A 23914-nucleotide genomic window follows, 5' to 3' on the forward strand; every position below is an offset into this window, starting at 1 on the left:
CTAGCTACGTCCATAGGTATCCTCAAAACGTACAATGTCATCCTCACCAAGATAGCTACCAGACTGCACCTCAATAATCTCTAGAGGGGTATCCCCAGGATTGGCTAATCGGTGGGTTTGTCCCTGCGGAATATAAGTACTTTGATTTTCAGTGAGTGTGATTACCTGATCGCCATTGGTGATCTCAGCGATACCCTTGACAACGATCCAGTGCTCTGCGCGATGATGATGCATTTGTAGCGAGAGACTTGCGCCCGGCTTTACCTGAATACGCTTTACCTTAAAACGCTCTCCCTCATCAACGCTGTCATACCACCCCCAAGGTCTAGCAACCTTTCGATGTAGATTTTTCTCTTCGCGTTTTTGCGCTTCCAACTGATTAACAATGTGCTTTACGTCTTGGCTATTTTTACGATCAGCTACTAAAACTGCATCGGCCGTCTCAACAATAATGAGATTTTCTACGCCAACCACACTCACCAAGCGACTGCTAGCATGTACTAATGAGTTATTTGTATTGCTTAACAGACTATCGCCGCTGGTGACATTACCCCTCTCATCTTGCTTGCCCACTTGCCAAACTGCATCCCAAGCGCCTAGATCATTCCAGCCAGCATCAAGCTCAACCATCTTGATCGAATACCGACTACCTGGGCATTTTTCAATTACTGCGTAGTCAATGGACTCACTGGGAATCGAGTTGAATAACGTTTTATCTGGACGGATAAAAGTGGTGACATCCGTTTGATCTGTTGATCTTGCTTGCCAAGCTGTTTCTGTAGCGCCAAAGATATCAGAGCGAAACTCTTTAAGTGCGGCAAGCCAAGTACTTGCTCGCAAAACGAACATACCACTATTCCAAAGGTAGTTTCCATCCTCTAGATATGCTTGCGCTGTTTTGGCATTCGGCTTTTCAACAAACTGTTCAACAGCATACTCATGATGAGCACCTACTACAGCATTGCGACGAATATACCCATAACCTGTTTCCGGAGAGGTGGGTGTAATGCCCAAGATAGCGATGGTTTGCTTCGAGCTATCAGCGGCAACTACAGCGATGCAATCTTGCAGAGCCTGAGTAAAGGCTGCTGAATTTTTTACCGTTTGATCGGCTGGCGTAATTACTAGGATAGGGTCATTCAAGCCATCTTTTGCCTGAAATGCTGCCAAAGTTAATGCAGGCGCAGTATTACGACCCGAAGACTCCAGCAATACAGTTGACTGAATATCTTTTAGCTCGCGGAGCTGATCTAAAGCTAAGAAGCGATGATCCTCGTTGGTCACAATCAGGGTGGTACCTAACTCAATACTAGGACCCATAATTGCATTGATTCTTTGAACGGCTTCTTGAAAGAGGCTTTGACTAGCATCATCCCCAGAAAGCACTAAAAACTGCTTTGGAAAACCTGAGCGTGATAACGGCCACAAACGAGTGCCAGAACCGCCACAGAGAATAACTGGGGTGACTTGAATCATATAGTGAAGGTATTTATCGTTCTTATAAAAATTGGTGTCAATTTTAAAGGTTTATGAAATCTAACCCTATTTATCAGGAAAAGTACTACCTCCAAACAGTCCCACCAAAAGTTTTGGAGGATTTCATTATGACCGTAATCAACATCAAAAAAATAGGAGCCTGGCAACAAAAAAGACCGCTAAGCGGTCTTTTTTGACAACACAGTTAAGCTAGAGAGGCATTAAGCCTTCTTGGCCCAAGCACTGCAATGACCTTTAGCAGCCACTTGCTTACCTGCAAACAAAGAACAGCCACCAGCAGCTGAATCTGGTTTACCTTGGTAAAGAGCGCAATTGTTGCACTGCTTGCCGGCAACTTTGGAAACGGCAACATACTGCAAAGCCTTAGCTTGTGGGTCAGTTTCAGCAACCATAGCTTGAGCTTGAACTTTACCGTTCAAAGCCAAGGTGCAAGCACCAGCAGCGGACAAAATCATAAATTGGCGACGACTATTTTTCATATGAACTCCAGAGGGTGAAATAAAACAAAATTTGTATCTGAGAGGATCATAGAGCAGATCAAATTTATCGACAATTGGCACTTTAAGCCATTGATTTGATTCACTATTTTGTTGAGAATTGTTCTCAAAGAAGAAAATGTTGAATCAGGTGGTCGGTGCGATAAATCTTGGGGGTGGATTAATGCCAACCTTTGAGATTCATACATGCAATTCGCTGCTTAATATTCACCCCGGACCCAGACTCTGGATAGGACTGAGCGCAATCTATGGCATCTCGCTGAAAGGTAGCTTTATTATTTTTAGCGGGATCGCTATTGACATCAGGATATAGCGAGCAGGCAAATAAATTAGCGACTATTAACAAGCTAAAGGCAGTTTTAAGCATGGTGTGAAGTGAAGCTAAATCGCTCATTGAATAATTTTATCTTTTATCAAGCAGTGATAAAAACTCCCGACGCAAATTAGAGTCTTGTAAGAATGCTCCGCGCATTACGCTATTGACCATCTTCGAATCACGATCTTTGACTCCACGCCATTGCATGCAGAAGTGGTCCGCATCCATGACGATAGCAACACCGACGGGCTTGATTTTTTTCTCAAGCATATCGGCCAACTCTACTACCGCCTCTTCCTGAATTTGGGGGCGGCACATGACCCACTCCGTTAAGCGGGAGTACTTCGATAAACCAATGAGGGCTGAATCTTTACTCGGTAATACGCCAATCCAAATACGACCCATGATGGGGCAAAAGTGGTGGGAGCAGGCACTTCGAACCGTAATCGGACCAATGATCATCAACTCATTTAAGCGACTCACATTCGGGAATTTGGTTAAGGTCGGCTGCTCAACATAACGGCCATTAAATACTTCCTTAACAAACATTTTTGCAACGCGTTGACTTGTATTTTGGGTATTGTGGTCGCTCTCAGTATCGATTATTAAGCTCTCGAGAACGGCCTGCATCTTTTGCGCCACTTCATCCACTAAACCCTCTAATTCTCCTGGTTTGATGAAAGCGGAGATATTGTCGTTTGCATGAAAGCGGGCTTTTTGTGCCTCGATACGCCGACGAATCACGACAGACAGAGGGGTGCCGCCATCACCCTTCTTTTCAATTGCTTTCTTGGTAGGCGCTTTATTTGTCAGCGCCTTGTTTGCTGGTGTTTTTTTTGTAGCAGCCTTAGGATTTATTTTTTTAGTTAGCATGAATTGCTTGACTCATCAGAGTAATAAATTAAAAGTTCAGGATTTACAACTTCCACTCTTCAACAGAAAGAGTGGAGATGCGGCTAAATTCTTGTGCGTTGTTGGTAATTAAAGTACTTTGCTCTGACTGGGCATGAGCGGCAATCATTAAATCCATCCCCCCAATGGGTCGGCCCATTTTTTCGAGCTCACAACGAATGTGCGCATAGTGATGGGTTGCTTCAACTGGCCAGGGTCGTATTTCAAAGCCATCCAACCACGCCTCTACTGCCGCGCTAAATCGAGGAGAAGCTAGCTTAGCAACACCAAAACGCAGTTCAGCCGCAACGATGGATGATAACCACACTTCATCTTGATTCAATTTGGAAAAACGATTGAGCATCTCTTGGGGATGACGCCTCAAAACATAACTACAAATATTAGTATCAAATGTTTTTTGTTTCTGAGTCAAATTAAGTCCAGTCCCGCTCTTGCGCAGGGGAATCTTCTCTATTGGCTAAAAAATCTTTCGGCAATGCTTCGTTTTGCTCATAAAAGGTGGACAGCCATTTGCCTAAATTTTGCTCCTGCGGCTGGTCTGGTGTGATCCACAAAGCATTTCCGACCTGCTCAATGCGGACCTGGCTGGTTTGAAAGCGCAATTTAGCGGGTAAGCGAATTGCTTGACTTCGCCCACTCATGAATAGCTTAGCAATACTGGTCATCTCATTTGCCTCGCACAATAAAGTGTAATGTAGCAATGATATATTACATTCTGTATTTCAGCAAATTAAGCAGGAAAAACCTAAATCTGACAGAAGATCGCCACCACACAAATGAAGCCAGCAGTCCAAATGACTGTTCTGGTTGTAGGCCAATTCGCCAGATAGCAAATCAGGAAGGCAATCCGCGCTATTACAAATCCAATAGCTAATAAGTCAATCCTGTTTTGAGGCGCATGAGCGATCGTCGCAATGATGACTGCGGCAAAGAATAAAGGGAGAGATTCAAATAGATTGGCTTGAGCTGCATTGGCTCGCGCCCGAAAGCCCGTCTGATTCGCCAGCCACTGTCGTGGCATGCCGTTGTCAAAATCCTTAAATCCTGCTTTGGCAATACCTGCTGCCACAATAGGTAATAGCCCCATAAACAACACACACCAATATGCGATAGTCATGACTGCCCTTTTTTCTTAGCCCCAATGCGCGACTCAGTGCCATTCATCAAATTACGGATATTGCTGCGGTGACGCCAAATCAAGAGCGCGCATATAAATGTCAAAGCAATTGCCATTGGCTGAAAACCAAATAAGAACACGAAATAAATTGGACCAAAGACTGCTGCAGCCAATGCCGCTAGAGAAGAGTAGCGCATAAACAGGGCAACAATGATCCAAGTGCCCAAAGTGGCAATACCCAAGATCCCATTAATACCGAACAAAATACCGCAGGCTGTAGCCACGCCCTTACCGCCCTTAAAGCCATGAAATATCGGAAATAGATGCCCCAAGAACACAGCGATCACCACTCCGCATAAAAGCCAAGAATTGAGGGTTGAAGTCAACGATGCATCACCCAAAAGAATTCGGGCCAACATGACTGCCAAATACCCCTTTAAGGCATCCCCAATCAACGTGAGAACAGCGGCTAGCTTGTTACCAGTACGCAGCACATTGGTAGCGCCAGGATTGCCAGAACCGTAGGAATGGGGATCGGGTAAGCGCATGCACTTACTCACCACCACCGCAAAAGAAATAGAACCAATGAGATAGGCAATAGGGATGAGCAAAAGATCTAAGGTTAAATTCATGGTGCTATCTTAAACACTTATCAGGGTAATTATTTTTGGGTTGTTAAACAGTCCAAATTGCTATATACTATTGCTATATACATAAGGAGCAAGCCATGTCCATAGCAATCACTACGGTATTTACCAACAATCGGAGTCAAGCAGTTAGATTGCCCGCTGAAGCCCGTTTGCCAGATGAGGTGAAAAAAGTCATTGTCCGTATTCGCGGTCGGGAACGAATCATTACGCCACTTGAAAATACCTGGGATAACTTTTTCCTAAACGGGCCATCTGTATCAGATGATTTTATGAATGAACGTGGGGAACAAAAACCAGTAGAGCGAGAAGGTCTGTAATGCTCAAGTATTTACTTGATACCAACATTGTTATTTACGTACTTAAACGCAGGCCAGCAGAAGTATTGAATATTTTCAATATCAATGCCAGTCGAATGGCAATCTCCAGCATCACCCTATCTGAGTTAATTTACGGCGCAGAGAAGAGTCTAAATGTGGATAAGAATTTAGAGGCAATTGAAGAATTCGTTAGCCATCTAGATGTCCTCCCTTATGACGCTAAGGCCTCTCAACACTATGGCCAAATTAAAGCGACATTAGAGAGAAAAGGTGAAATTATTGGTGAGAATGATATTCATATTGCAGCACATTCGATTAGCCAAGGCCTCATTCTAGTAACGAATAATTTGCGTGAATTTAAAAGGGTTGCAAATCTTGCATTAGAGAACTGGGTTGAGACCTAAACTCAGAACTGAACTGTAGGCTTTCCCCAGATACTAAGTTTAAGCACCTCTGGGATGGTGCTGCTGATGAATCGATTTGAGACGCTCTCTAGCCACATGGGTGTAGATCTGAGTGGTAGAGATGTCAGCGTGGCCTAACAGTAGCTGTACTACCCTTAGATCGGCACCGTGGTTTAGTAAGTGAGTAGCAAAAGCATGCCGCAGGGTATGCGGGGATAAGGCCACAGGGATATTGGCAATCGTGGCATACCGTTTGATTAAGGCCCAAAAGGCTTGACGGGTGAGTCCTGTGCCGGTATGCCGCCCGATGAACACGGCATCCGAAGTCTTACCTTCAAGTAATGGTGTTCTGGCATCTGCTAGGTAACGACGCAACCACTGCCCTGCCTCACCACCAAAGGGTACTAAGCGCTCTTTACCACCCTTGCCATTCACAACCCGAATTACTCCCTCATTCAAACCCAGGGCAACCGTCTTCAAAGCCACAATCTCGGATACACGCAAACCGCTGGCATACATCAACTCCAACATAGTGCGATCTCTTAATCCCAGAGAGGTTTCAACATCAGGTGCATTTAATAAGGCAGTGACCTGATTCTCACTTAAGGTCTTCGGAAAGCGTAATGCCTGCTTAGCAGCACGCAAGCCAATACAAGGATCATTTTTGACTAAATTCATGCGGAGCGCATGGCGATAAAACCGCTTGAACACTGTCAACCGACGATTTGCGGTAGTCGCTTTATCTGCACGGCGATGCGCAATATACGCTGTGAGATCTTTTTCGGTAACGCCGTAAAGATCAACTCCCGATTCTTTTTGCAACCACTGGGCCAATAGTAAAAGGTCTCGGCGATAGGCGGACAAACTGTTTTGCGCTAACCCGTCTTCCAACCAACAAGCATCACAGAAGCGTTCGATAGCCTCTTGACTTGTCGGCAGGATGCTGATTGAAACTGCATTAGTCACGAAAGTTATTAAAGCCCAATGGTGCCTCGCTTACTTCTTTCTTTAGCAATGCCATGGTTTCTTGCAAATCATCGCGCTTAGTGCCTGTGACGCGCACTGCATCGCCTTGAATGCTGGCCTGCACTTTAATCTTGCTGTCTTTAATGATACGCACTACCTTTTTAGCCAACTCTGAAGTAATTCCTTTTTGAATTTTCATTGTTTGCTTACGCTTATCACTGCCGATAGTCTCTTTTTTATCATCTTTAAGGTAGCGGACATCCACATTGCGCTTAGCCATCTTGCCAAAGAGCACATCACGCACTTGACCTAATTTGAAATCATCATCACCAAACAAAATAAGGGTCTCATCCTTTTGCTCCACTCGGCTATCAGAGCCTTTAAAGTCAAAACGATTGGTGATTTCCTTATTGGATTGCTCGATTGCGTTTTTCAACTCAATCATGTCCGGCTCACAAACAACGTCAAATGAGGGCATCTCTAACTCCTTAAATAATCTAGGCTATCAACTTTGCAAATGCAATGCATGCAGTGCTTTTTTTCAAGATTTTCTGAAAATGGTCATCAGAAACTTGAACACGAATAAGATTGTGGCATGAACTCAGCCAAAATTGCGCCCAGTCCAGCAAAATTGATACTCAATATGGGTCTCAAGCACCGGAACACCTTTGGCCTGGATTCCACGGCCGAGCTTGCCTACGACATTACCTCTCCCGATCAATTACCCACCCTCATAAAAGAGCTTGAGGAGAAAAAACTGGGCTGGCGGGCATTAGGGGGCGGCAGTAACGTGATCCTCCCAGAATATTTACCTGGAGCAACTCTACTTATTAACATTCTTGGTCAAGAAGTCCTTAAGTCAGATGCTCAAACCACCTACCTTTCCGTTGGTGCTGGAGTAGATTGGCATGACTTGGTTACTTGGACTCTAGAGCACGAACTCCTAGGACTGGAAAACCTCGCGCTCATACCGGGAACCGTGGGTGCCGCGCCCATTCAGAACATCGGGGCTTACGGAGTTGAAGTAGGGAAATATATAGAATATATCGAGGCATTTGATTCAAAGACCCATGCCTTTGTCACCCTCCCGCAAGATGCCTGCCAGTTTGCTTATCGCGATAGCTACTTCAAGCAAAATCCCAATCGCTTTATCGTGACAAAGGTCGTGTTTAAATTCCCGAAAGTTTGGCAAGCACGCTTGCAGTACGCGGATCTGGCAAAGCAATTTAAGGATACAAACTCAAACCCAAGTGCTCGGCAAATTTTTGATGCGGTTTGCGCTATCCGATCACAAAAATTGCCTGACCCCAAAGTGATTGGCAATGCGGGTAGTTTTTTCCAGAACCCAATCATCTCTGATACTCAATATGAATTACTCATGAAGCAATTTCCAGAGCTCGTGTCTTATCCAGATGTCGCGGGTAAACGCAAGCTCGCTGCTGGCTGGCTTATTGATCAATGCGGGTTTAAGGGTAAGCGTATTGGCCCGGTAGGTGTTTATGAGAAGCAAGCTCTAGTATTGGTCAATCACGGTGGTGGGACATCGACTGATATTTTGAATTTAGCAAAAAATATTCAGGAAGAAGTTTTAGGCAAATTCAGTGTGCGACTTGAAATCGAGCCAAATATTCTGTAAATAAAATTTTGCTTAGTACTACTGCTTCCTGGGGTCCATTCTCTTTATTTGCCACTGATTAAATCTAGCCTGCTGGTTCAACCAGACCTCTGCTCTACCACCATTTTTGACGCCCAACCATTTCTCAATCCGTAAGGCCATGTCCCGAGAAATAGCAGTCTTTCCATTAATTACACGGGAAAGTGCAACGCGCGTAACGCCCAACTGTTCTGCAGCCTCAGTTACGGTTACACCTAAGGCAGGGAGAATATCTTCTTTAATTGTCGAGCCTGGATGTGGTGGGTGGTACATTTTTTCCTTGTGTCTTTTTTAGGGTGAGTGGTGCAATTCTAGTTTTTTTAATAGTCACCGATAAGAGTAAGGCTATTTTTTACCATTCTGATATATTGCAATTTGCAATATAATGGTTCCATGAGAGTAATTACCAATCGTCGCCTACTTGAATTTTCAGCTAAATTTAAAGACTCTCAGGAGCCACTTCAGGCTTGGCGAAAACTAATGGAATTTAGTTGCTTTAAGAACTTTGCTGAAGTGAAGCAAGTTTTTGCATCGGTAGACAAGGTGCGAGATTTATATGTATTTAATATTTGTAGAAATAAATATCGCCTCGTAGCATATCTCCATTTTGAAAGGCAGATCTGTTATGTAAAGGCTGTTTTAACTCATAAAGACTACGACAAAGCAGGATGGAAAAAATGAACCTTAATGATCTTCAAAAAGCTTGGGAAGCCCTTGAAAAGACGGTCGACCTTAGTCCAATTCATTCTGAAAAACAATATCGGAAAATGGTTGAACTCGCAGATATGTTGAGTGATGTCATCGGCTCATCCAAAAAGCATCCTCTACTGAATGTATTTGAACTTTCAAGCGAGTTAATTCGAGCTTATGATCTGGAGCACTTTAATGTACCCGATACCAACCCCAGAGAACTTCTTTCTTTTTTAATGATAGAGCATGGTCTCAAGCAATCCGATTTACCTGAGGTCGGCAATCAAAGCGTTGTCTCTCAAATTCTTTCTGGCGCTCGTGAACTGAATGTGCGCCAAATTAATTCTTTGGCAAAACGCTTTAATGTTCCGGCGGGAGTATTTTTTGAACGAGCCTATTAATTAAAATCTAAATGAATAGGCTAGGCTAGTCCTCCGTAACTCTCAAAAACTCCACCTCTACCTGCCCCTCTGCCAAGCGCACCTCAAACACGCTGTCCGTATTAAGCTCCTGTGGATTGCGTACTGCATGCATTGCGTTCTCTTCCTGAGATTTTTTGCTATTAATCAGAATCACTGCATAGCCCCGCTCTAAGGTTCTTTGTGGATTGAGCATCTCTAACTGAGATTGGAAATGGCCTTGATCGCGCTTCCAATTCTCCACTTGCACTAGCCATGATTGGTTGAGTCGCTTCTGCCAACCTTGAATTTGCTCGCGCATGCGATCGGGATTGGGTAAAGCATGACTCAGACGTAAAGCCAATTGATCCAATGTTTGCGCATCTCGTTCAATGCGTTGATTTACTCTTTGCAAGAGAGTCTGCTTAATAGCGTCTAACTCTTGCAACATTTGGTCGCGCCGAGGAGCAGCTAATTCTGCTGCACCCGTTGGAGTGGGTGCGCGCAAGTCAGCAACAAAGTCAGCAATCGTGACATCCGTTTCATGGCCCACACCACTTACCGTGGGAATGGGTGACTGAGCGATCGCGTAAGCCAGCTGTTCATCATTAAATGCCCAAAGGTCTTCAATACTGCCACCACCCCTCACTAGCAAAATGACATCGACTGCATGTTCTTGTTCAGCAGCTTTGAGTGCAGCAATAATTCCGCTCGGGGCATCTGGACCCTGCACAAGCGTTGGGTAAATCACTATGGGGATATGCGGCGCTCTTCTCGCTAAGGTACTTAGGACGTCTTTTAAAGCTGCAGCCTGTGGCGAGGTAATAATGCCAATCGATCTTGGATGGGTCGGGATCTCGCGTTTACGCTCTGCATCAAATAACCCCGCTTTTGCTAGTTTGGCCTTGAGTTTCAAGAACGCTTCACAGAGGCCGCCCACCCCTGCACGACGCATACTTTGCACCGTCAGCTGAATGTCTCCTCTGGGGACATAAAACCCGAGATTGGCAGCGACTTCCACCAAATCCCCAGATTGGGGCATAAAGCCGACTTGGCTATTGCGACCCCGGAACATCACGCAACGAATCTGCCCCTCTTCGTCTTTAAGAGAAAAATACCAGTGCCCACTGTCATAAGCCTTGAAATTGGAAATCTCCCCGCTAACCCAAAGGGTATCAAAGCGCTCCTCTAAAGAGCTAGCAATGGCGCGGTTGAGATCGCCAACACTCAGAATTTCTCTTGATATTTCCGACATTTTTTCTCTTTTTCTACACAGGCATTAGGCTTGCAGGCCAATACATATCCACAGAAACGGGTTCAACTGAGCTTACACATAAGAAAGTAAGTAATTACTGACCCAAAACAGCTTATAAATCCTAAATTTCACATCTAAGTATTTGATTTGTATAAAGTATTTTGATGTGTTACTTTTACTCATTCCACTCAAAAACAGACCCATTTACCATCAATCAAAGACTTACAAGATGCCTGTTGAAAAGTTTTGCACAGAGTTATCCACAGGATGACTTTCAGAATATGGGTTTTTAATTCAGCTAAAGTACTGAGCTATGTACTCAATCTTACTGTCTGCAGGCTGGCCCATCTGGCCTCTACTCATTATCTCCATTATCGGTCTTGCGATCGTCATTGAACGCGCCTGGTATTTGCGCCAAATTCATATTTTTCCCAAAGATAGCCTGGAATCGGTATTTGGACTAGCCAATACGATTTCCCTACATAAAACCGTGTCTGAGGCTGAAATCAGCTCTATTAGCCAGATTTCGCCCGTGGGACCCCTCTTTGCCTGTGCGTTGCGCGAAAAGTTGACTGGTAGCAGTGCCGACTCCGCTCTTGAGGAATTGCAAGCAAGCGCACAGACAAGCTGGTTGAAGCTTGAACGCTATTTAGGCGCACTCGCCACCATTGCTACTGTTGCCCCTTTGCTTGGGCTCTTTGGTACCGTAGTTGGGATGATTGAGATTTTTGGCAGTCAAGGCGCCATCAATGGTGGTGCAGGCAGTCCTCAGCAATTGGCGCATGGTATTTCAGTTGCCCTGTACAACACCGCATTTGGTCTATTGATCGCCATTCCAGCTTTAGCAGCATGGCGCGGTTTGCGAGCGATGGCCAATCAACGCCAGCATGAGTGCGAAGAATTTACCCGTCAGTTATTTAAAAAGCTCTACTCGCAGCACGCCGATACTGCGGATACAAAATGAGTTGGCTAAATAACAGCCTTCAGCGCCATGGTCGCTTCTCCCTTAGCGTGAAATCCCAGTCAGTAGAGCCCGAGATCAATCTCATTCCCTTTATTGATGTGTTGTTAGTGGTCTTAATTTTCCTCATGATCTCTACTACTTTTACGCGCTACCAAGAATTAGCTATCACATTGCCCACTGCCAATGGTGCAGCAAGCCAAGTGGAGGTGAAGCAAATTCATATTGCTGTGAGTCGTGACGGACGTTTTGCAATTAATGGAAAGGGGGCTGATCGAACACAGCTAAGCAATCTCTTGAGTAACCTGAATACAGACATGAATATCCAAGTAAATATTGATGCAGACGCTAGAGCACCACACCAGGCGGTCATGAGCGCCCTAGAGGCAGCGCGCGACGCCAACCTATCAAATATTGTCTTTAGTAGTCAAACCAAGAAATAAATCAAAATCAACGCAAATGATTTCCGATGCGACCCGACAAGCAATCCCGAAGGCGATCTTCCTTGCTAAATAATGCCCCACGGTTTTGGGAGCGGCGCGGGCCGACGAGTATTTTGCTTTGGCCACTGTCATGGGTATACGGTCAAATCAATCATGTCCTGAATCTAATCAATGAGCTTGACTTCAGGAAAAGAAATATCCAAAAAGTGCCCATCATTATTGTTGGTAATATTCGCGTGGGCGGCACAGGTAAAACACCGATTGTGATTGCTTTGGCAGAGCGCCTCGCAAGCATGGGATGGAAACCGGGAATCATCAGTAGAGGTTACGGAGCGAGTTCATCGCCACTGCCAATCCAAGTGTTTAGTCACTCTGATCCATCGCAAGCAGGCGATGAACCGACCTTAATTGCCAAGCGAACACAGGATCAATTTCCAGTTTGGGTGCACCCTAAGCGGGTACAGAGCATTCGCTCGCTCCTTAAACAAGACCCCTCAGTAAACGTCATCATCAGTGATGATGGTCTACAACATCGGGGCTTAGCCCGTTGGCCGGCCCGAGAAGGCGGCCGCGATATTGAATTAGTGGTCCGTGATCAACGTGGGGAAGGGAATGGTTTTTTAATACCTGCTGGGCCATTACGAGAGTCAGCTTCTCGCGAGCGTGATGCAACCCTCATGAGTGGCATGGGTCCATCTAATAGTCATAGCGAGGAATATTTTCTCGGACGCCGAGCGTTCACGCTGAACGGTCAATTAAGCGCATCCTATCAACTAATCAATCAAAGCAATACTCAATCACTCGCGACCATTGCTGATACTTATCTCCCAAACAAAATAACTGCCGTCGCTGCGATTGGCAATCCACAACGTTTTTTTGATGATTTACTCAGACACGGCATTGCAGGTAAATGCATTGGTTTAGGCGATCATGCGAGCTACACCCCAGAATTTTTCTCTGCCATTCAAGCTGAATGCATTCTGATTACAGAGAAGGATGCCGTAAAATGTTCTCTAATAAATGATGAACGGATTTGGGTTGTTCCAATGACTTTAGAGATTCCAAACGCCTTGGCAGAATGGCTGCAATCGGTTTTGCAAAGACCCGACCCGAATCAATACACCTTATAAAAGATAGCAAAGACCCAATATGGATAAGCGATTACTAGAGATTTTGGTTTGCCCCTTATGCAAAAGCACATTGCATTTAGATTCTGAAAAGCACGAACTGATCTGTAAAGCGGATCGACTAGCTTACCCGATTCGCAATGACATCCCAGTGATGCTAGTGGATGAAGCTCGCAGCCTTTCTGCTGATGAGTGCAGTTAAATCAAACAAAAATGAGTGCTAAGCCCCCAGGATTTTTAGTCGTCATTCCTGCTAGGCTGGGCTCCACTCGCCTGCCCCGCAAGCCCCTAGCAGATATTGGCGGCAAGCCGATGGTAATTCGCGTAGCTGAACGCGCCCAACAGTCGCAAGCACAGAGCGTGGTGGTTGCCACTGACTCTCCAGAAATTCAAGCTGTCTGTGATGAGTATCGTATTGAATGTTTATTAACCAGCCCAGATCACCCTACTGGTACCGATCGAATTGCCGAGGTAGCACAACTGCTAAAGCTACCTGCTAATACCTTGGTTGTGAATGTTCAGGGGGATGAGCCATTGATTCCGCCAGATCTCATTAATCGAGTTGCGCAAACTTTGGCCGATAACCCGACTTGCGCCATCTCTACTATTGCCGTACCCATTACTCATGCTGCAGAAATAACCAACCCCAACGTAGTGAAGGTCGTCCTCAACCGCCTTGGTGAGGCGCTATATTTTTCAAGAGCGGACATTCCTTTTGTGCGCGATCCAGCATCCACTCAGAACACAATGCATTTGCGCCACCTAGGTATTTATGCCTACCGAGTAGATTTTCTTGAAGCCTATATCCGTCTCGAACCAGCACCGCCAGAGCAAGCAGAGGCACTAGAGCAGTTGCGCGCCCTCTGGAATGGGTATCGTATTGCTGTACATACTACCGGCGAAGCCCCGCCAGCTGGGGTTGATACCCTCGAAGACCTGGAGCGAGTCCGCCGCATCTTAGCCGGATAAACCCAAATCTTGACCCTGAAGACTTCTCGGGGATAATCCTAGGGTTCGATACTAGAGATCCCGAAAAAATACGGGACAATGAGATTCTTCTAAGGGGAAAACAATGCGGTTGATTCTGCTCGGTGCACCAGGTGCTGGCAAAGGAACACAGGCTCAGTTCATTTGCAAACAGTTTGCCATTCCACAAATCTCGACCGGCGATATGTTGCGCGCCGCCGTAAAAGCAGGTACTGAACTTGGCATTGCCGCCAAAAAAATTATGGATGCGGGTGGCCTGGTTTCTGACGACATCATTATTGGTTTAGTTAAAGATCGCCTAACTCAGCCTGATTGCGGTAAGGGTTATTTATTTGACGGTTTCCCGAGAACGATTCCTCAGGCGCAGGCCATGAAAGATGCCGGCGTACCCATCGACTACGTTCTCGAAATCGATGTTCCTTTTGATGCCATCATTAATCGAATGAGTGGTCGTCGCGTACACCCAGCCTCTGGACGAACCTATCACGTGACATTCAACCCACCGAAAGTTGAGGGTAAAGATGACGTCACTGGCGAAGCATTGATTCAGCGTGATGACGATAAAGAAGAAACTGTTCGCAAGCGTTTACAGGTATACGATGATCAAACCCGTCCTTTGGTTGAGTACTATTCCACCTGGGCCAATCAAAGCAATGTGACTGATAAAGTGAAGGCTCCTGCCTATCGTAAAGTTAGTGGCACTGGAAACGTAGATGACATTACTGCTTCCATCTTTGCAGAATTGAAATAATTTATTTTCCACTACTTGTGAATGAAAAAAAGGACTGCATTGCAGTCTTTTTTTATTTATGCGTGAACACTTAACCTCATGCCTAAGGCATGTATTACCCTGGCTACCGTTTCAAATCGTGGACGAGCTTCAACTTTTAAGGCTCTATACAGAGACTCTCTAGTAACACCACTTTTCTTAGCAATATCGGTCATACCTTTTGCTCTAGCAATATCACCAATTGCAGCAACGAATAGTGCGGGGTCTCCATCCTCCAGTACCGCCGTCAAATATCCAGCAATATCTGCCTCGGTTTTTAAGTAATCTACGACATCGAATTTAGGCAAGTCTTTTATTTTTATCTTTTTGGTATTTTTCATTTAACACTCCATCGTTAGAAGCATCTTCTTCGCTTTCTTAATATCGAGCTTTTGAGTTGCTTTAAAGCCACCGCTTAACATGATGATTATTGCTTTTCCATTCCGCAAATAGTACATCCGGTAGCCGGCACCAAAATGTTCGCGCATTTCCCATATTCCATTTGAATCTGATATTGGAGCTACATCACCAAGATTTCCTAAGGCAACCCTTCGTAATCTTGCCAACAATCGCCCCCGAGTCAAAGCATCACGAATTGCGTTAAGCCAAACCTCAAATTCAATTGTTTTCTTGATTTCATACATTGGTAAATTGTAATCGATTGATTACAGTATACCCTTAAAGACCACCTGATGAAAATAGCTATTTAGTGAAATCTTGAGGGCAACTCTTTAATGTTGAATAAGTAGATTGCTGGAGAACTAAAGGAGTCTCTGAAGATGATTGAAGGCAGTATTTAATGGTGAGATGGTACCAAGAAAATGGAAGCCAAATAGCCTTAACACCGCATGATTTACTTTAACTCTTTGAGTGCACTCTCAAAAGATTCAATATCAGCAAAGCTGCGATAGACGGATGCAAAGCGGATGTAGGCCACCTTGTCTAGGCGCTTGAGTTCGCGCATCACTAACTCCCCTACGCGCTCACTAGGGATTTCTTTTTCACCCAGACTTAGTAGTTTTTCTTCAATACGGCCGATAGCCTCATCTACTGAGTCAGAGGATACGGGACGCTTACGTAAGGCGAGCTTGATGGAGCTTTCGAGCTTGTCATGACTGTAGTCAACACGACTGCCATTTTTCTTTACGATGGCTGGGAGAAGGAGCTCTACTCGCTCGTAAGTCGTAAATCGCTTATCGCACTTTGCACAACGGCGGCGACGACGAATCGTATCGCCCTCGTCCGATACCCGGGTATCTAGTACCTGGGTATCGTCGTTATGGCAAAAAGGGCAACGCAATGATTGGTCTACTTATGCTCTATGGGTATGGCCTATTACTTAGCCGTAAACCGGGAAGCGCTTAGTCAGCTCGGAAACTTGTGCACGCACCTTAGCAATATTCTCCGGATCATTAGGATTATCCAACACATCCGCAATAAAATTACCGACTTGTCTGGCTTCCGCTTCTTTAAAGCCACGCGTTGTCATCGCTGGTGAACCCAAACGAATACCACTTGTTACCATGGCTTTTTCTGGATCATTAGGGATGCCATTTTTATTACAAGTGATATGGGCTTCACCTAGTACACGCTCCGCCTCTTTACCAGTCAACTTCTTGGCACGTAAATCCACCAACATGACATGTGAATCTGTTCCACCAGACACAATCCGTAAACCACGTGAGATGAGTGTTTCAGCCAAGGCTTTTGCGTTCGCAATGATTTGCTTTTGATAATCAACAAAACTAGGCTCTAGCGCCTCTTTAAATGCAGTTGCTTTAGCAGCGATTACATGCATTAAAGGGCCACCTTGTAAACCTGGGAACACTGCAGAGTTAATAGCCTTCTCGTGCTCAGCCTTCATCAAGATGATGCCGCCACGGGGACCGCGCAAACTCTTGTGGGTAGTGGAGGTAACCACGTCAGCATGAGGTACTGGATTAGGATAGACACCAGCAGCAATCAAACCTGAATAGTGCGCCATATCGACCAAGAAAATAGCGCCTACTTCTTTACATAATTTACCAATGCGCTCGAAATCAATCTCTCTGGAATAAGCCGATGCGCCAGCAATAATCATTTTTGGCTTGTGCTCACGAGCTAAGCGTTCCATTTGCTCGTAATCAATCAGTTCATTCTTATCCAAGCCGTAAGAGATTGGGTTAAACCATTTACCACTCAAATTGAGTGACATTCCGTGGGTCAAGTGACCACCTTCAGCCAAGCCCATACCTAAGAAAGTGTCTCCAGGCTTTAAGAAGGCCAAGAACACGGCTTGGTTAGCAGAAGCACCAGAATGCGGTTGCACATTCGCTGCTTCAGCACCATATAAGGCCTTGACACGATCAATCGCCAATTGCTCAGCCACGTCGACAAACTCACAACCACCGTAGTAACGCTTACCCGGATAGCCTTCAGCATACTTATTGGTTAACTGAGTGCCCTGCGCCTGCATCACAGATGGGGAGGCATAGTTTTCAGAAGCAATCAGCTCAATATGGTCTTCTTGACGTTTATTTTCATTCTGAACCGCTGCCCATAATTCTGGGTCGGTTTTGGCTAAGGTGTTTTGGCGGTCAAACATGGTCATAATCCTCAAGTAGTTAGTTGCTTAAGTAAAATCAACTTACATAATACAAAAACTTATCATGACTCATACACAAGACCTCTCATTTCTCTCCCTAGTCCTCAATGCCAGCCTATTAGTCCAGTTGGTAATGGTGTTATTAATGGGTATGTCGGTGGCCTCCTGGACCATCATTTTTAAGAAAACCGCTATCCTGCGGGGCGTCAGACGCGATACCGAGCGTTTTGAGCGCGACTTTTGGTCTGGCGGTGAACTAAGCACCCTTCTCGAAGCGGCTCAGCGCAATACCCGCAGCGATGCGGTTTTGGAGCACATCTTTGAAGCCGGCATGCAGGAATTCATGAAAGTCCGTGAAATTGATGCCGCTCGCCGGGCCATGAAAGCAACCTACCAACGGGAAATGGATATGCTGGAGGCCAATCTGCCATTTCTGGCCTCGGTAGGCTCAGTGTCTCCGTATATTGGCCTCTTTGGAACTGTTTGGGGGATCATGCATGCATTCCGTGGCCTAGCGAATGTCCAGAATGCCACCCTATCTGCAGTAGCACCGGGTATTGCTGAAGCCCTGATCGCCACCGCGATTGGTCTGTTTGCTGCGATTCCCGCAGTTGTTGCCTACAACCGTGCAGCAACCGACGTAGATCGGCTAGCAATTCGTTTTGAAACCTTCATTGAAGAATTTACCAATATCTTGCAACGCCAAGTCTCAGGTAAATAAGCATGGCCGGATCCCTCAGAAAATCCTCTAAACGTCGGGCAATGTCTGACATTAATGTGGTGCCCTACATTGATGTGATGTTGGTATTGCTCGTCATCTTTATGGTGACAGCGCCAATGGTCAATCCTGGTGTAGTGAACTTGCCTACTGTTGGCGGTGCAAAAGTGCAATCACTACCACCAGTATTTTTAACCATCGATGCCAATGAAAATGTCATCGTTCGCAAAGATGGCGATCCTGTGCAAACACTGAATAAATTAGAGCTGGGTGCATTTGCTCGCTCACAAGCAGAAAAATCTGCTGAGCAACCTGTTGTGCTAGCTGCTGATAAATCCATCAAATATGAAGTAGTGATGGAAGTGATGTCAAAGCTCAAAGAAAACGGTGTGAAACGTGTTGGCCTAGCTGTAAAGAGTCAATAGACCTCTTCGTATTGCACCCATGAATAGCGCCCAAACTTTTCACTCCGGTTCATCAGCCTTTAAGCGAGGTCGCCAGACTAAAAGTGAAAGCACTAAACGTGCCTTTAGCTTCTCTCTTGCTGCTCACTTAGGTCTAGTCGCTTTTTTGGTCATCGGTATTAGCTGGAATAATTCCACTCCTGCTGGCGTTGAAGTTGAGCTGTGGGATGCTAACCCGCCAATAGAAACGCCTTTTTTTCCTGAACTCAAAACCGAGATAAAGGAAGAGGCGGCTGATATCGCCATTAAGAAAAAACCAGTTGAAAAAGAGCCTCCTAAAAAAGAAGTAGTGAAAGAAATTCCAAAGCCGGTGACCCCACCCAAGCCAACTCCGCCTAAGGAGAAGGAAAAGGAAAAACCCAAAAATACCGAGGCGCCTAAAAAAGTAGAACCTCCTAAAGCCGCATCCCCAGCAGAAACGAAAGCCAATGCTGCCGCTGAGAAAGTACGTGCAGATCAATTAGCGCGCTTACGTGCTGCAGCTGGTGCAGAGGGAGGTAGCGGAGGTACCAGTGGAAGTGGTGTTGGCGGTGGTGGCAATGCCCCACCTGGGTGGACAGACAAAGTCATCAAGAAGGTGAAGCCGTTGATTGTCTTTAACCCAGAATCCGTCAGCGGCAATCCAGCCACCGTGATTAAAGTCAATCTCGCACCCGATGGTGCGATTTTAGAAACCAGTATTTTGACCTCCAGCGGCAATGCCAGCTGGGATCGTGCCGTATTGTTAGCATTAACTCGTGCAGAAAGCCTGCCGAAAGATGACAATGGCAAGATTCCTCAAAGAGAAGTTAAGCTGACCTTCAAACCCAAGGACTAAAGCATGTTGCAAGTTGCTAAGCAGTATTTTTCATTCGCATTCATTCTAGTAGCTCTGTCGTTATTTTCCCTCGCTACTCCCGCCGCAGCGCAAATGAATATTGAGATCACCGGCGTTGGTCAATCTCTTTACCCCATTGCGGTCATGCGCTTTAAAGATGAAAATAAATTACCCACCAGTATTTCTGACATCATTCGCCAAGACTTGGCACGCAGTGGTTATTTTAAAAATACTGAAAACGGCAATGCTAGTGAAAGTGATGAAGGTACACCTAACTACAAGTCTTGGGCTGCTCGCGGTGCAGATGCCTTAGTAGTGGGTTCAGTTGTTCAAACTGGGCCATCCCAGTTTGAAATTCATTACAAATTGTTTGATGTGCGTAAATCCATTAGTCTGGGTGGTCTTAACCTCAATTCCAGCGCCGATAATTTGCGCGCCGTAAGTCACAAAATTGCCGATGACATCATCTTCAAGTTGCTGGGAGAGCGTGGCATCTTCTCCACCAGACTTTCTTATGTGATTAAAGAAGGCAAACGTTATCGCTTAGTCATCTCTGATGCTGATGGTCAAAACATTCGCAATGCCATGAACAGTGGTGAACCCATCATCTCCCCATCATGGTCACCCGATGGCAAGAAGGTGGCTTATGTCTCTTTTGAAGATCGCAAGCCTGTCATCTATGTACATGAACTAGCAACCGGTCGGCGTACCTCACTCTCAAATCAAAAGGGAAACAATAGTGCGCCAGCTTGGTCACCCGACGGTAAAAAACTAGCGGTATCGCTCTCTAAAGATGGCAACACCCAAATTTATAGTGTCAATGCGGATGGTGGCGGCTTAAAGCGCCTTACTCAAGGTCGTACGATCGATACGGAGCCACAATATTCTGCTGATGGTCGTTACATTTATTTCACAAGTGATCGCGGTGGCAATCCCCAGATCTACCGTATGAGCGCCGAGGGCGAACAGGCAGAGAGTGCTAAGCGCATTACTTTTAAGCAAGGTTTTGTGACTTCCCCTAGGATATCTCCAGACGGCAAGTATTTGGCATACATTGCCAATATTGGCGGCACCTTCCGCCTTTATATCTTGAACCTAGCTACTGGTGACTCGCAAGCCTTAACAGATGGTAGTAGCGATGAGTCCCCATCCTTTGCGGCAAACGGTCGCTATGTTTTGTATTCCACAAAAGTTGGCGGCCGAAGAGTCTTAGCAGCGGTATCGATAGATGGTAGCTCCAAACAGGTATTGAGCATTCCGGGATCAGATGTCCGCCAGCCATCCTGGGGTCCATTTATGGACTAGTGCAGTCAGCCGACTCTGCTCAGATCTTTCCGGCTTATTAGCCAATATTGGGTTCTTAGGGGCATAATATTGGCTATTGCTTCATTTAATAGCTTCATTTGTAGGAAAAGGAAAGATCATGAAGATTGTTATCGCCCGCCGTGCTGCAACATTCACCCTAGTAGGTCTCACAGCATTATTTTTGGCAGCTTGTTCAAGCGTCAAATTAGATGATGTTGATAGCGCCAATGGTGGTGGTAGCGGTAACTTTGGCTCCCAACCATGGAACGATCCAAGTAGCCCACTCTTTCAACGTAGTGTGTATTTTGATTTAAATGAATACACTGTTCAGACCAAATATCAGAAACAGTTGTCTGCACACGCCAGTTTCTTAAAAGCCAATTCGAAGCAGAAGATCATCATTCAAGGCAATACCGATGAGCGCGGTACCGCAGAGTACAACTTGGCTTTAGGTCAACGCCGTTCAGATGCTGTTCGCAAGTCACTAAACCAAATGGGTGTATCTGATGACCAAATGGAAGCCGTGAGCTTTGGTAAAGAAAAGCCAAAGGCTGAAGGGGATAACGAAGCAGCCTGGGCAGAAAATCGTCGCGCTGACATTGTTTACATCACGAACTAATGCGTCAGCTTTCTTATCCTTTTAACAAAACGCTCTCACGAGCGTTTTGCTTAAGTACTGCGGTAATTTGTCTTTGCTTATCCAGTAATGCATGGGCACTCTTTGCTGATGACGATGCCCGTAAGGCAATTTTAGATTTACGTAAATCCTTGGCAACTACGCAAATGGATTTACAAAATCAAATTGAGAGACTTAAAACGGAAAATGCAGAGCTGCGCGGCAAGGTAGAAAGTCTGGAAAAACAAGGCGAGGATATCAACACCAGCCAAAAAACCTACTATCAAGATCTGGATAACCGCTTAGGAAATTTTGAGCCCCGTACCGTGACGATTGAAGGCATTAGTGGCACAGTGCAGCCTGGGGAGAAAAAAGCCTACGACGAGGCCTTAAAGGCATTTCAAGCTGGCAATCTTAAAAAGGCAGATGAAAGCTTCACTGCTTTTGCGGGAAAATATTCCCAAAGCCCTTACTTGCCTCTGGCACTTTATTGGGGGGGCAACAGTAAGTATGCAAACAAAAATTACACTGGCGCCATTGCTCAGTTACAAGGTTTAATTAAACGCTTTCCAAACCATTCTCGCATTCCATCGGCAATGTTGACGCTGGGTAACGCCCAATTAGAAAGCGGTAATAAAGCAGCGGCTAAGAAAACCTTTTCTGAGATTATTAGTAAATATCCCGATACTGAGGCGGCAAAAGACGCGCAGCAGCTGAATGCAACCATCAAGTAAGAAATAAAGCTACTGCAATGTCTTCACTATCAGCTGCATTTCAACACATCGCTCCTAGAAAACCAAACGATCCTGCAGTCATCTTGTTTTCGGGTGGTTTAGATTCGAGCACAATTCTAGCGCTTGCAAAAGATCTTGGTTATGCGCCCTATGTTCTCTCCGTAAGTTACGGACAACGTCATTCTTCGGAGTTGGCAGCAGCAAAACATCTCGCTAAGAAAATGGGAGTGATACGTCATGAGGTGGTGAATTTAGACCTTACGCGTTTTGGCGGATCTGCCTTAACGGACTCCTCCATCGCCATACCAACCAGTCCAGGGAACGATCAAGAAATTCCGGTTACTTATGTACCGGCTCGCAATACGATTTTGCTTTCACTTGGCTTAGGCTGGGCGGAGTCACTGGGTGGATTAGATATTTTTTACGGTGCCAATGCCGTGGATTACTCAGGCTATCCAGACTGCCGTCCGGAGTATGTGGCCTCATTTGAAATAATGGCTAATCTGGCCACTAAAGCTGGGGTAGAGGCAATGAATCAGAAAAATCGCTTTCGGGTTCACGCTCCTATTATCAGCATGAGCAAAGCAGAAATCATCCAGCTGGGTACTACCTTGGACGTAGATTACTCACAAACCGTTTCTTGCTATCAAGCTAATGACTTAGGCGAAGCTTGTGGAGAATGCGAATCCTGTCGCTTACGACAGGTTGGATTTAAACAAGCTAATCTCAGCGATCCTACGCGTTATCAAAGTAAATAACAAAAAACGCTTAGCCGATTTAGTTTTAAGCTGCTTCCAACTGAGCTGCCTGTTGAATTAAGCTCTCTGCAGGGATACCCAGCATAGTGTGCAAATTCCAAATCATTTTTAATGTCAAAGGTCTTTTGCGATTCAGTATTTCATACACTCGATTTAATCCACCAATCATTGGTTGTAAATCTTTTGGTTTTAAGCCAGCTTGTTCCATACGGAATTTAATTGCTTCAATTGGATCCGGAAGATTGATGGGGTAACACTTTTCTTCATAAGCTTCAATTAAGAGTAATAGCATTTCAAATCTATCTCCCTTTTTACTGTTGGGGGGCGGCTCATGGTCAACAAAGTAAGAGGCCTCTGCTAATGCAGCCTTGTATTCCGCCTCACTTCGAATCGGCTTTAATTCTTTCATATCTCCTCCATATTAATCGTCTTCGCGTTAATTCTGTCGTACTCTGCGTGCGAACCAATGAATTTTATGTATAGCGCCCCAAAACGATAAGCAATTGCAACGATTAAACGGTAATCATTTCCTTTGACATTAAAAACCACTCTATTGTTTGCTATGAAACTTGCGCTTCTGTACTGCTCTTTAATGTCTTGGGGACATCGCCAGTTAGCCTTAACCGCTTCGTCATACCAGGCCTTCAAAGGTTGCTCTGACTCCCTATGTAACTCCCAAAATTGAACTAAGTATTTTTTGGAAATTATTCTCACTCTCTGATTATAGTCCCATATTGGGACTACTCACAGTAGGGCTTTAAAACCATAGGTAAATCATGGTCTTGGATTCATCCCAAGCCCGATATCATTAAAAAATGAAGGCAAATTTAACATCCCTAAGGGTGCCACTTTCGAGGCTAAGAAATGATGCTGATGAAGTTTTCAAACTTTTAAATGATGAGCCACTTGCAATTACTAAGTATGGCCAAATTGTGGCGTATCTTATACCGGAAGATAC

At 45.3% G+C, this 23914-nt stretch carries 36 protein-coding genes; 18 read left to right on the plus strand and 18 right to left on the minus strand.

The annotated features are described in order from the left end of the window. The 8 genes from ICN15_RS05785 to plsY all read right to left on the minus strand — a co-directional run bounded on the left by ICN15_RS05785 (position 1) and on the right by plsY (position 4971). Positions 1-1476 (minus strand): mannose-1-phosphate guanylyltransferase/mannose-6-phosphate isomerase, encoded by a 1476-nt coding sequence (locus ICN15_RS05785; protein ID WP_216201747.1) that lies wholly within the window; start codon positions 1474-1476, stop codon positions 1-3. 221 nt (positions 1477-1697) lie between these two features. Beyond that, positions 1698-1976 carry a high-potential iron-sulfur protein gene (locus ICN15_RS05790; RefSeq protein WP_216201748.1) on the minus strand — a complete coding sequence of 93 codons (279 nt, stop codon included), beginning with the start codon at positions 1974-1976 and terminating at the stop codon, positions 1698-1700. Positions 1977-2154: 178 nt separating this feature from the next. Further along, positions 2155-2388, minus strand: a complete 234-nt coding sequence (locus tag ICN15_RS05795) for a hypothetical protein (protein WP_255532882.1) — start codon at positions 2386-2388, stop codon at positions 2155-2157. Positions 2389-2397: 9 nt separating this feature from the next. After that, entirely contained in the window at positions 2398-3183 is a 786-nt protein-coding gene (locus ICN15_RS05800; protein ID WP_216201749.1) for a GTP cyclohydrolase I, read from the minus strand. Between the two features lie 43 nt (positions 3184-3226). Then, positions 3227-3634: a type II toxin-antitoxin system VapC family toxin gene (locus ICN15_RS05805; protein ID WP_216201750.1), complete on the minus strand. Its 408-nt coding sequence runs from the start codon at positions 3632-3634 to the stop codon at positions 3227-3229. 1 nt (position 3635) lies between these two features. Next, the gene (locus ICN15_RS05810; RefSeq protein ID WP_216201751.1) at positions 3636-3887 is read right to left on the minus strand and encodes an antitoxin; all 252 of its coding nucleotides are present in this window, start codon (positions 3885-3887) and stop codon (positions 3636-3638) included. Positions 3888-3967: 80 nt separating this feature from the next. Further along, complete coding sequence (locus ICN15_RS05815; protein ID WP_216201752.1) at positions 3968-4339, minus strand: MAPEG family protein; 372 nt, start codon at positions 4337-4339, stop codon at positions 3968-3970. Continuing rightward, entirely contained in the window at positions 4336-4971 is a 636-nt protein-coding gene (plsY, locus tag ICN15_RS05820) for a glycerol-3-phosphate 1-O-acyltransferase PlsY (protein WP_216201753.1), read from the minus strand. The genes ICN15_RS05815 and plsY overlap by 4 nt, the downstream gene beginning before the upstream one ends. Before the next feature lie 95 nt (positions 4972-5066). Between plsY and vapB the strand changes: the two genes are divergently transcribed. Both vapB and vapC read left to right on the plus strand, forming a co-directional pair. Then, positions 5067-5306 (plus strand): type II toxin-antitoxin system VapB family antitoxin, encoded by a 240-nt coding sequence (vapB, locus tag ICN15_RS05825; RefSeq protein ID WP_216862801.1) that lies wholly within the window; start codon positions 5067-5069, stop codon positions 5304-5306. Continuing rightward, positions 5306-5710, plus strand: a complete 405-nt coding sequence (gene vapC, locus ICN15_RS05830) for a tRNA(fMet)-specific endonuclease VapC (protein WP_216201754.1) — start codon at positions 5306-5308, stop codon at positions 5708-5710. Before vapB ends, vapC begins: the two co-directional genes overlap by 1 nt. A 39-nt stretch (positions 5711-5749) precedes the next feature. Here vapC and xerD read toward each other — a convergent pair whose 3' ends face one another. Continuing rightward, positions 5750-6676: a site-specific tyrosine recombinase XerD gene (xerD, locus tag ICN15_RS05835; RefSeq protein ID WP_216201755.1), complete on the minus strand. Its 927-nt coding sequence runs from the start codon at positions 6674-6676 to the stop codon at positions 5750-5752. Next, a complete protein-coding gene (locus ICN15_RS05840; protein ID WP_216201756.1) occupies positions 6669-7154 on the minus strand; it encodes a YajQ family cyclic di-GMP-binding protein in 486 nt (161 codons plus the stop codon). Before ICN15_RS05840 ends, xerD begins: the two co-directional genes overlap by 8 nt. Before the next feature lie 117 nt (positions 7155-7271). Here ICN15_RS05840 and murB point away from each other — a divergent pair, with 117 nt between their 5' ends. After that, on the plus strand, positions 7272-8312 hold the full coding sequence (gene murB / locus ICN15_RS05845; RefSeq protein ID WP_216201757.1) for a UDP-N-acetylmuramate dehydrogenase: 1041 nt from the start codon (positions 7272-7274) through the stop codon (positions 8310-8312). A gap of 18 nt (positions 8313-8330) precedes the next feature. On the opposite strand, the gene ICN15_RS05850 is transcribed toward murB, so the two are convergent. After that, positions 8331-8603: a HigA family addiction module antitoxin gene (locus tag ICN15_RS05850; RefSeq protein WP_216201758.1), complete on the minus strand. Its 273-nt coding sequence runs from the start codon at positions 8601-8603 to the stop codon at positions 8331-8333. A 120-nt stretch (positions 8604-8723) separates the two neighbouring features. Between ICN15_RS05850 and ICN15_RS05855 the strand changes: the two genes are divergently transcribed. Together ICN15_RS05855 and ICN15_RS05860 are read left to right on the plus strand one after the other, a co-directional pair. Then, a complete protein-coding gene (locus tag ICN15_RS05855; RefSeq protein WP_216201759.1) occupies positions 8724-9011 on the plus strand; it encodes a type II toxin-antitoxin system HigB family toxin in 288 nt (95 codons plus the stop codon). After that, the gene (locus ICN15_RS05860) at positions 9008-9421 is read left to right on the plus strand and encodes a type II toxin-antitoxin system HigA family antitoxin (RefSeq protein ID WP_216201760.1); all 414 of its coding nucleotides are present in this window, start codon (positions 9008-9010) and stop codon (positions 9419-9421) included. The genes ICN15_RS05855 and ICN15_RS05860 overlap by 4 nt, the downstream gene beginning before the upstream one ends. Before the next feature lie 25 nt (positions 9422-9446). Here ICN15_RS05860 and xseA read toward each other — a convergent pair whose 3' ends face one another. After that, a complete protein-coding gene (xseA, locus tag ICN15_RS05865; protein ID WP_216201761.1) occupies positions 9447-10673 on the minus strand; it encodes an exodeoxyribonuclease VII large subunit in 1227 nt (408 codons plus the stop codon). Between the two features lie 313 nt (positions 10674-10986). Between xseA and ICN15_RS05870 the strand changes: the two genes are divergently transcribed. The 6 genes from ICN15_RS05870 to adk all read left to right on the plus strand — a co-directional run bounded on the left by ICN15_RS05870 (position 10987) and on the right by adk (position 14942). Next, positions 10987-11637, plus strand: coding sequence for a MotA/TolQ/ExbB proton channel family protein (locus tag ICN15_RS05870; RefSeq protein WP_216201762.1), 651 nt, complete (start codon positions 10987-10989; stop codon positions 11635-11637). After that, entirely contained in the window at positions 11634-12077 is a 444-nt protein-coding gene (locus ICN15_RS05875; protein ID WP_216201763.1) for a biopolymer transporter ExbD, read from the plus strand. The genes ICN15_RS05870 and ICN15_RS05875 overlap by 4 nt, the downstream gene beginning before the upstream one ends. A gap of 62 nt (positions 12078-12139) precedes the next feature. After that, positions 12140-13207, plus strand: a complete 1068-nt coding sequence (gene lpxK / locus ICN15_RS05880) for a tetraacyldisaccharide 4'-kinase (RefSeq protein WP_255532883.1) — start codon at positions 12140-12142, stop codon at positions 13205-13207. Between the two features lie 19 nt (positions 13208-13226). After that, a complete protein-coding gene (locus ICN15_RS05885) occupies positions 13227-13406 on the plus strand; it encodes a Trm112 family protein (protein ID WP_216136400.1) in 180 nt (59 codons plus the stop codon). An 11-nt stretch (positions 13407-13417) separates the two neighbouring features. Continuing rightward, complete coding sequence (kdsB, locus tag ICN15_RS05890; protein ID WP_216201765.1) at positions 13418-14173, plus strand: 3-deoxy-manno-octulosonate cytidylyltransferase; 756 nt, start codon at positions 13418-13420, stop codon at positions 14171-14173. 103 nt (positions 14174-14276) lie between these two features. Further along, on the plus strand, positions 14277-14942 hold the full coding sequence (gene adk, locus ICN15_RS05895; RefSeq protein ID WP_216201766.1) for an adenylate kinase: 666 nt from the start codon (positions 14277-14279) through the stop codon (positions 14940-14942). A gap of 56 nt (positions 14943-14998) precedes the next feature. On the opposite strand, the gene ICN15_RS05900 is transcribed toward adk, so the two are convergent. The 4 genes from ICN15_RS05900 to glyA all read right to left on the minus strand — a co-directional run bounded on the left by ICN15_RS05900 (position 14999) and on the right by glyA (position 17544). Beyond that, positions 14999-15301 (minus strand): addiction module antidote protein, encoded by a 303-nt coding sequence (locus ICN15_RS05900; RefSeq protein ID WP_216201767.1) that lies wholly within the window; start codon positions 15299-15301, stop codon positions 14999-15001. After that, entirely contained in the window at positions 15302-15604 is a 303-nt protein-coding gene (locus tag ICN15_RS05905) for a type II toxin-antitoxin system RelE/ParE family toxin (protein WP_216201768.1), read from the minus strand. 209 nt (positions 15605-15813) lie between these two features. After that, positions 15814-16260, minus strand: a complete 447-nt coding sequence (nrdR, locus tag ICN15_RS05910; protein WP_216201769.1) for a transcriptional regulator NrdR — start codon at positions 16258-16260, stop codon at positions 15814-15816. 39 nt (positions 16261-16299) lie between these two features. Further along, complete coding sequence (gene glyA / locus ICN15_RS05915) at positions 16300-17544, minus strand: serine hydroxymethyltransferase (protein ID WP_216202070.1); 1245 nt, start codon at positions 17542-17544, stop codon at positions 16300-16302. Between the two features lie 64 nt (positions 17545-17608). Between glyA and tolQ the strand changes: the two genes are divergently transcribed. From tolQ to queC, 7 genes are all read left to right on the plus strand, one after another. Continuing rightward, complete coding sequence (gene tolQ / locus ICN15_RS05920) at positions 17609-18265, plus strand: protein TolQ (protein WP_216201770.1); 657 nt, start codon at positions 17609-17611, stop codon at positions 18263-18265. 2 nt (positions 18266-18267) lie between these two features. Further along, complete coding sequence (locus ICN15_RS05925) at positions 18268-18687, plus strand: ExbD/TolR family protein (RefSeq protein WP_216201771.1); 420 nt, start codon at positions 18268-18270, stop codon at positions 18685-18687. Positions 18688-18706: 19 nt separating this feature from the next. Further along, positions 18707-19543 (plus strand): cell envelope integrity protein TolA, encoded by an 837-nt coding sequence (tolA, locus tag ICN15_RS05930; RefSeq protein WP_216201772.1) that lies wholly within the window; start codon positions 18707-18709, stop codon positions 19541-19543. A gap of 3 nt (positions 19544-19546) precedes the next feature. Next, entirely contained in the window at positions 19547-20848 is a 1302-nt protein-coding gene (gene tolB, locus ICN15_RS05935) for a Tol-Pal system beta propeller repeat protein TolB (RefSeq protein ID WP_216201773.1), read from the plus strand. Between the two features lie 118 nt (positions 20849-20966). Next, positions 20967-21467: a peptidoglycan-associated lipoprotein Pal gene (pal, locus tag ICN15_RS05940; protein WP_216201774.1), complete on the plus strand. Its 501-nt coding sequence runs from the start codon at positions 20967-20969 to the stop codon at positions 21465-21467. After that, positions 21467-22198 (plus strand): tol-pal system protein YbgF, encoded by a 732-nt coding sequence (gene ybgF / locus ICN15_RS05945; protein WP_216201775.1) that lies wholly within the window; start codon positions 21467-21469, stop codon positions 22196-22198. Before pal ends, ybgF begins: the two co-directional genes overlap by 1 nt. Before the next feature lie 17 nt (positions 22199-22215). After that, the gene (queC, locus tag ICN15_RS05950; RefSeq protein ID WP_216201776.1) at positions 22216-22956 is read left to right on the plus strand and encodes a 7-cyano-7-deazaguanine synthase QueC; all 741 of its coding nucleotides are present in this window, start codon (positions 22216-22218) and stop codon (positions 22954-22956) included. A 25-nt stretch (positions 22957-22981) separates the two neighbouring features. Here queC and ICN15_RS05955 read toward each other — a convergent pair whose 3' ends face one another. Both ICN15_RS05955 and ICN15_RS05960 read right to left on the minus strand, forming a co-directional pair. After that, entirely contained in the window at positions 22982-23365 is a 384-nt protein-coding gene (locus tag ICN15_RS05955; protein ID WP_216201777.1) for a type II toxin-antitoxin system HigA family antitoxin, read from the minus strand. Then, positions 23362-23670 (minus strand): type II toxin-antitoxin system HigB family toxin, encoded by a 309-nt coding sequence (locus tag ICN15_RS05960; protein WP_216201778.1) that lies wholly within the window; start codon positions 23668-23670, stop codon positions 23362-23364. Before ICN15_RS05960 ends, ICN15_RS05955 begins: the two co-directional genes overlap by 4 nt. Between the last annotated feature and the right edge of the window lie 244 nt (positions 23671-23914).

Origin of the sequence: Polynucleobacter sp. CS-Odin-A6 (assembly GCF_018882095.1) — a bacterium.
GTDB lineage: Bacteria > Pseudomonadota > Gammaproteobacteria > Burkholderiales > Burkholderiaceae > Polynucleobacter.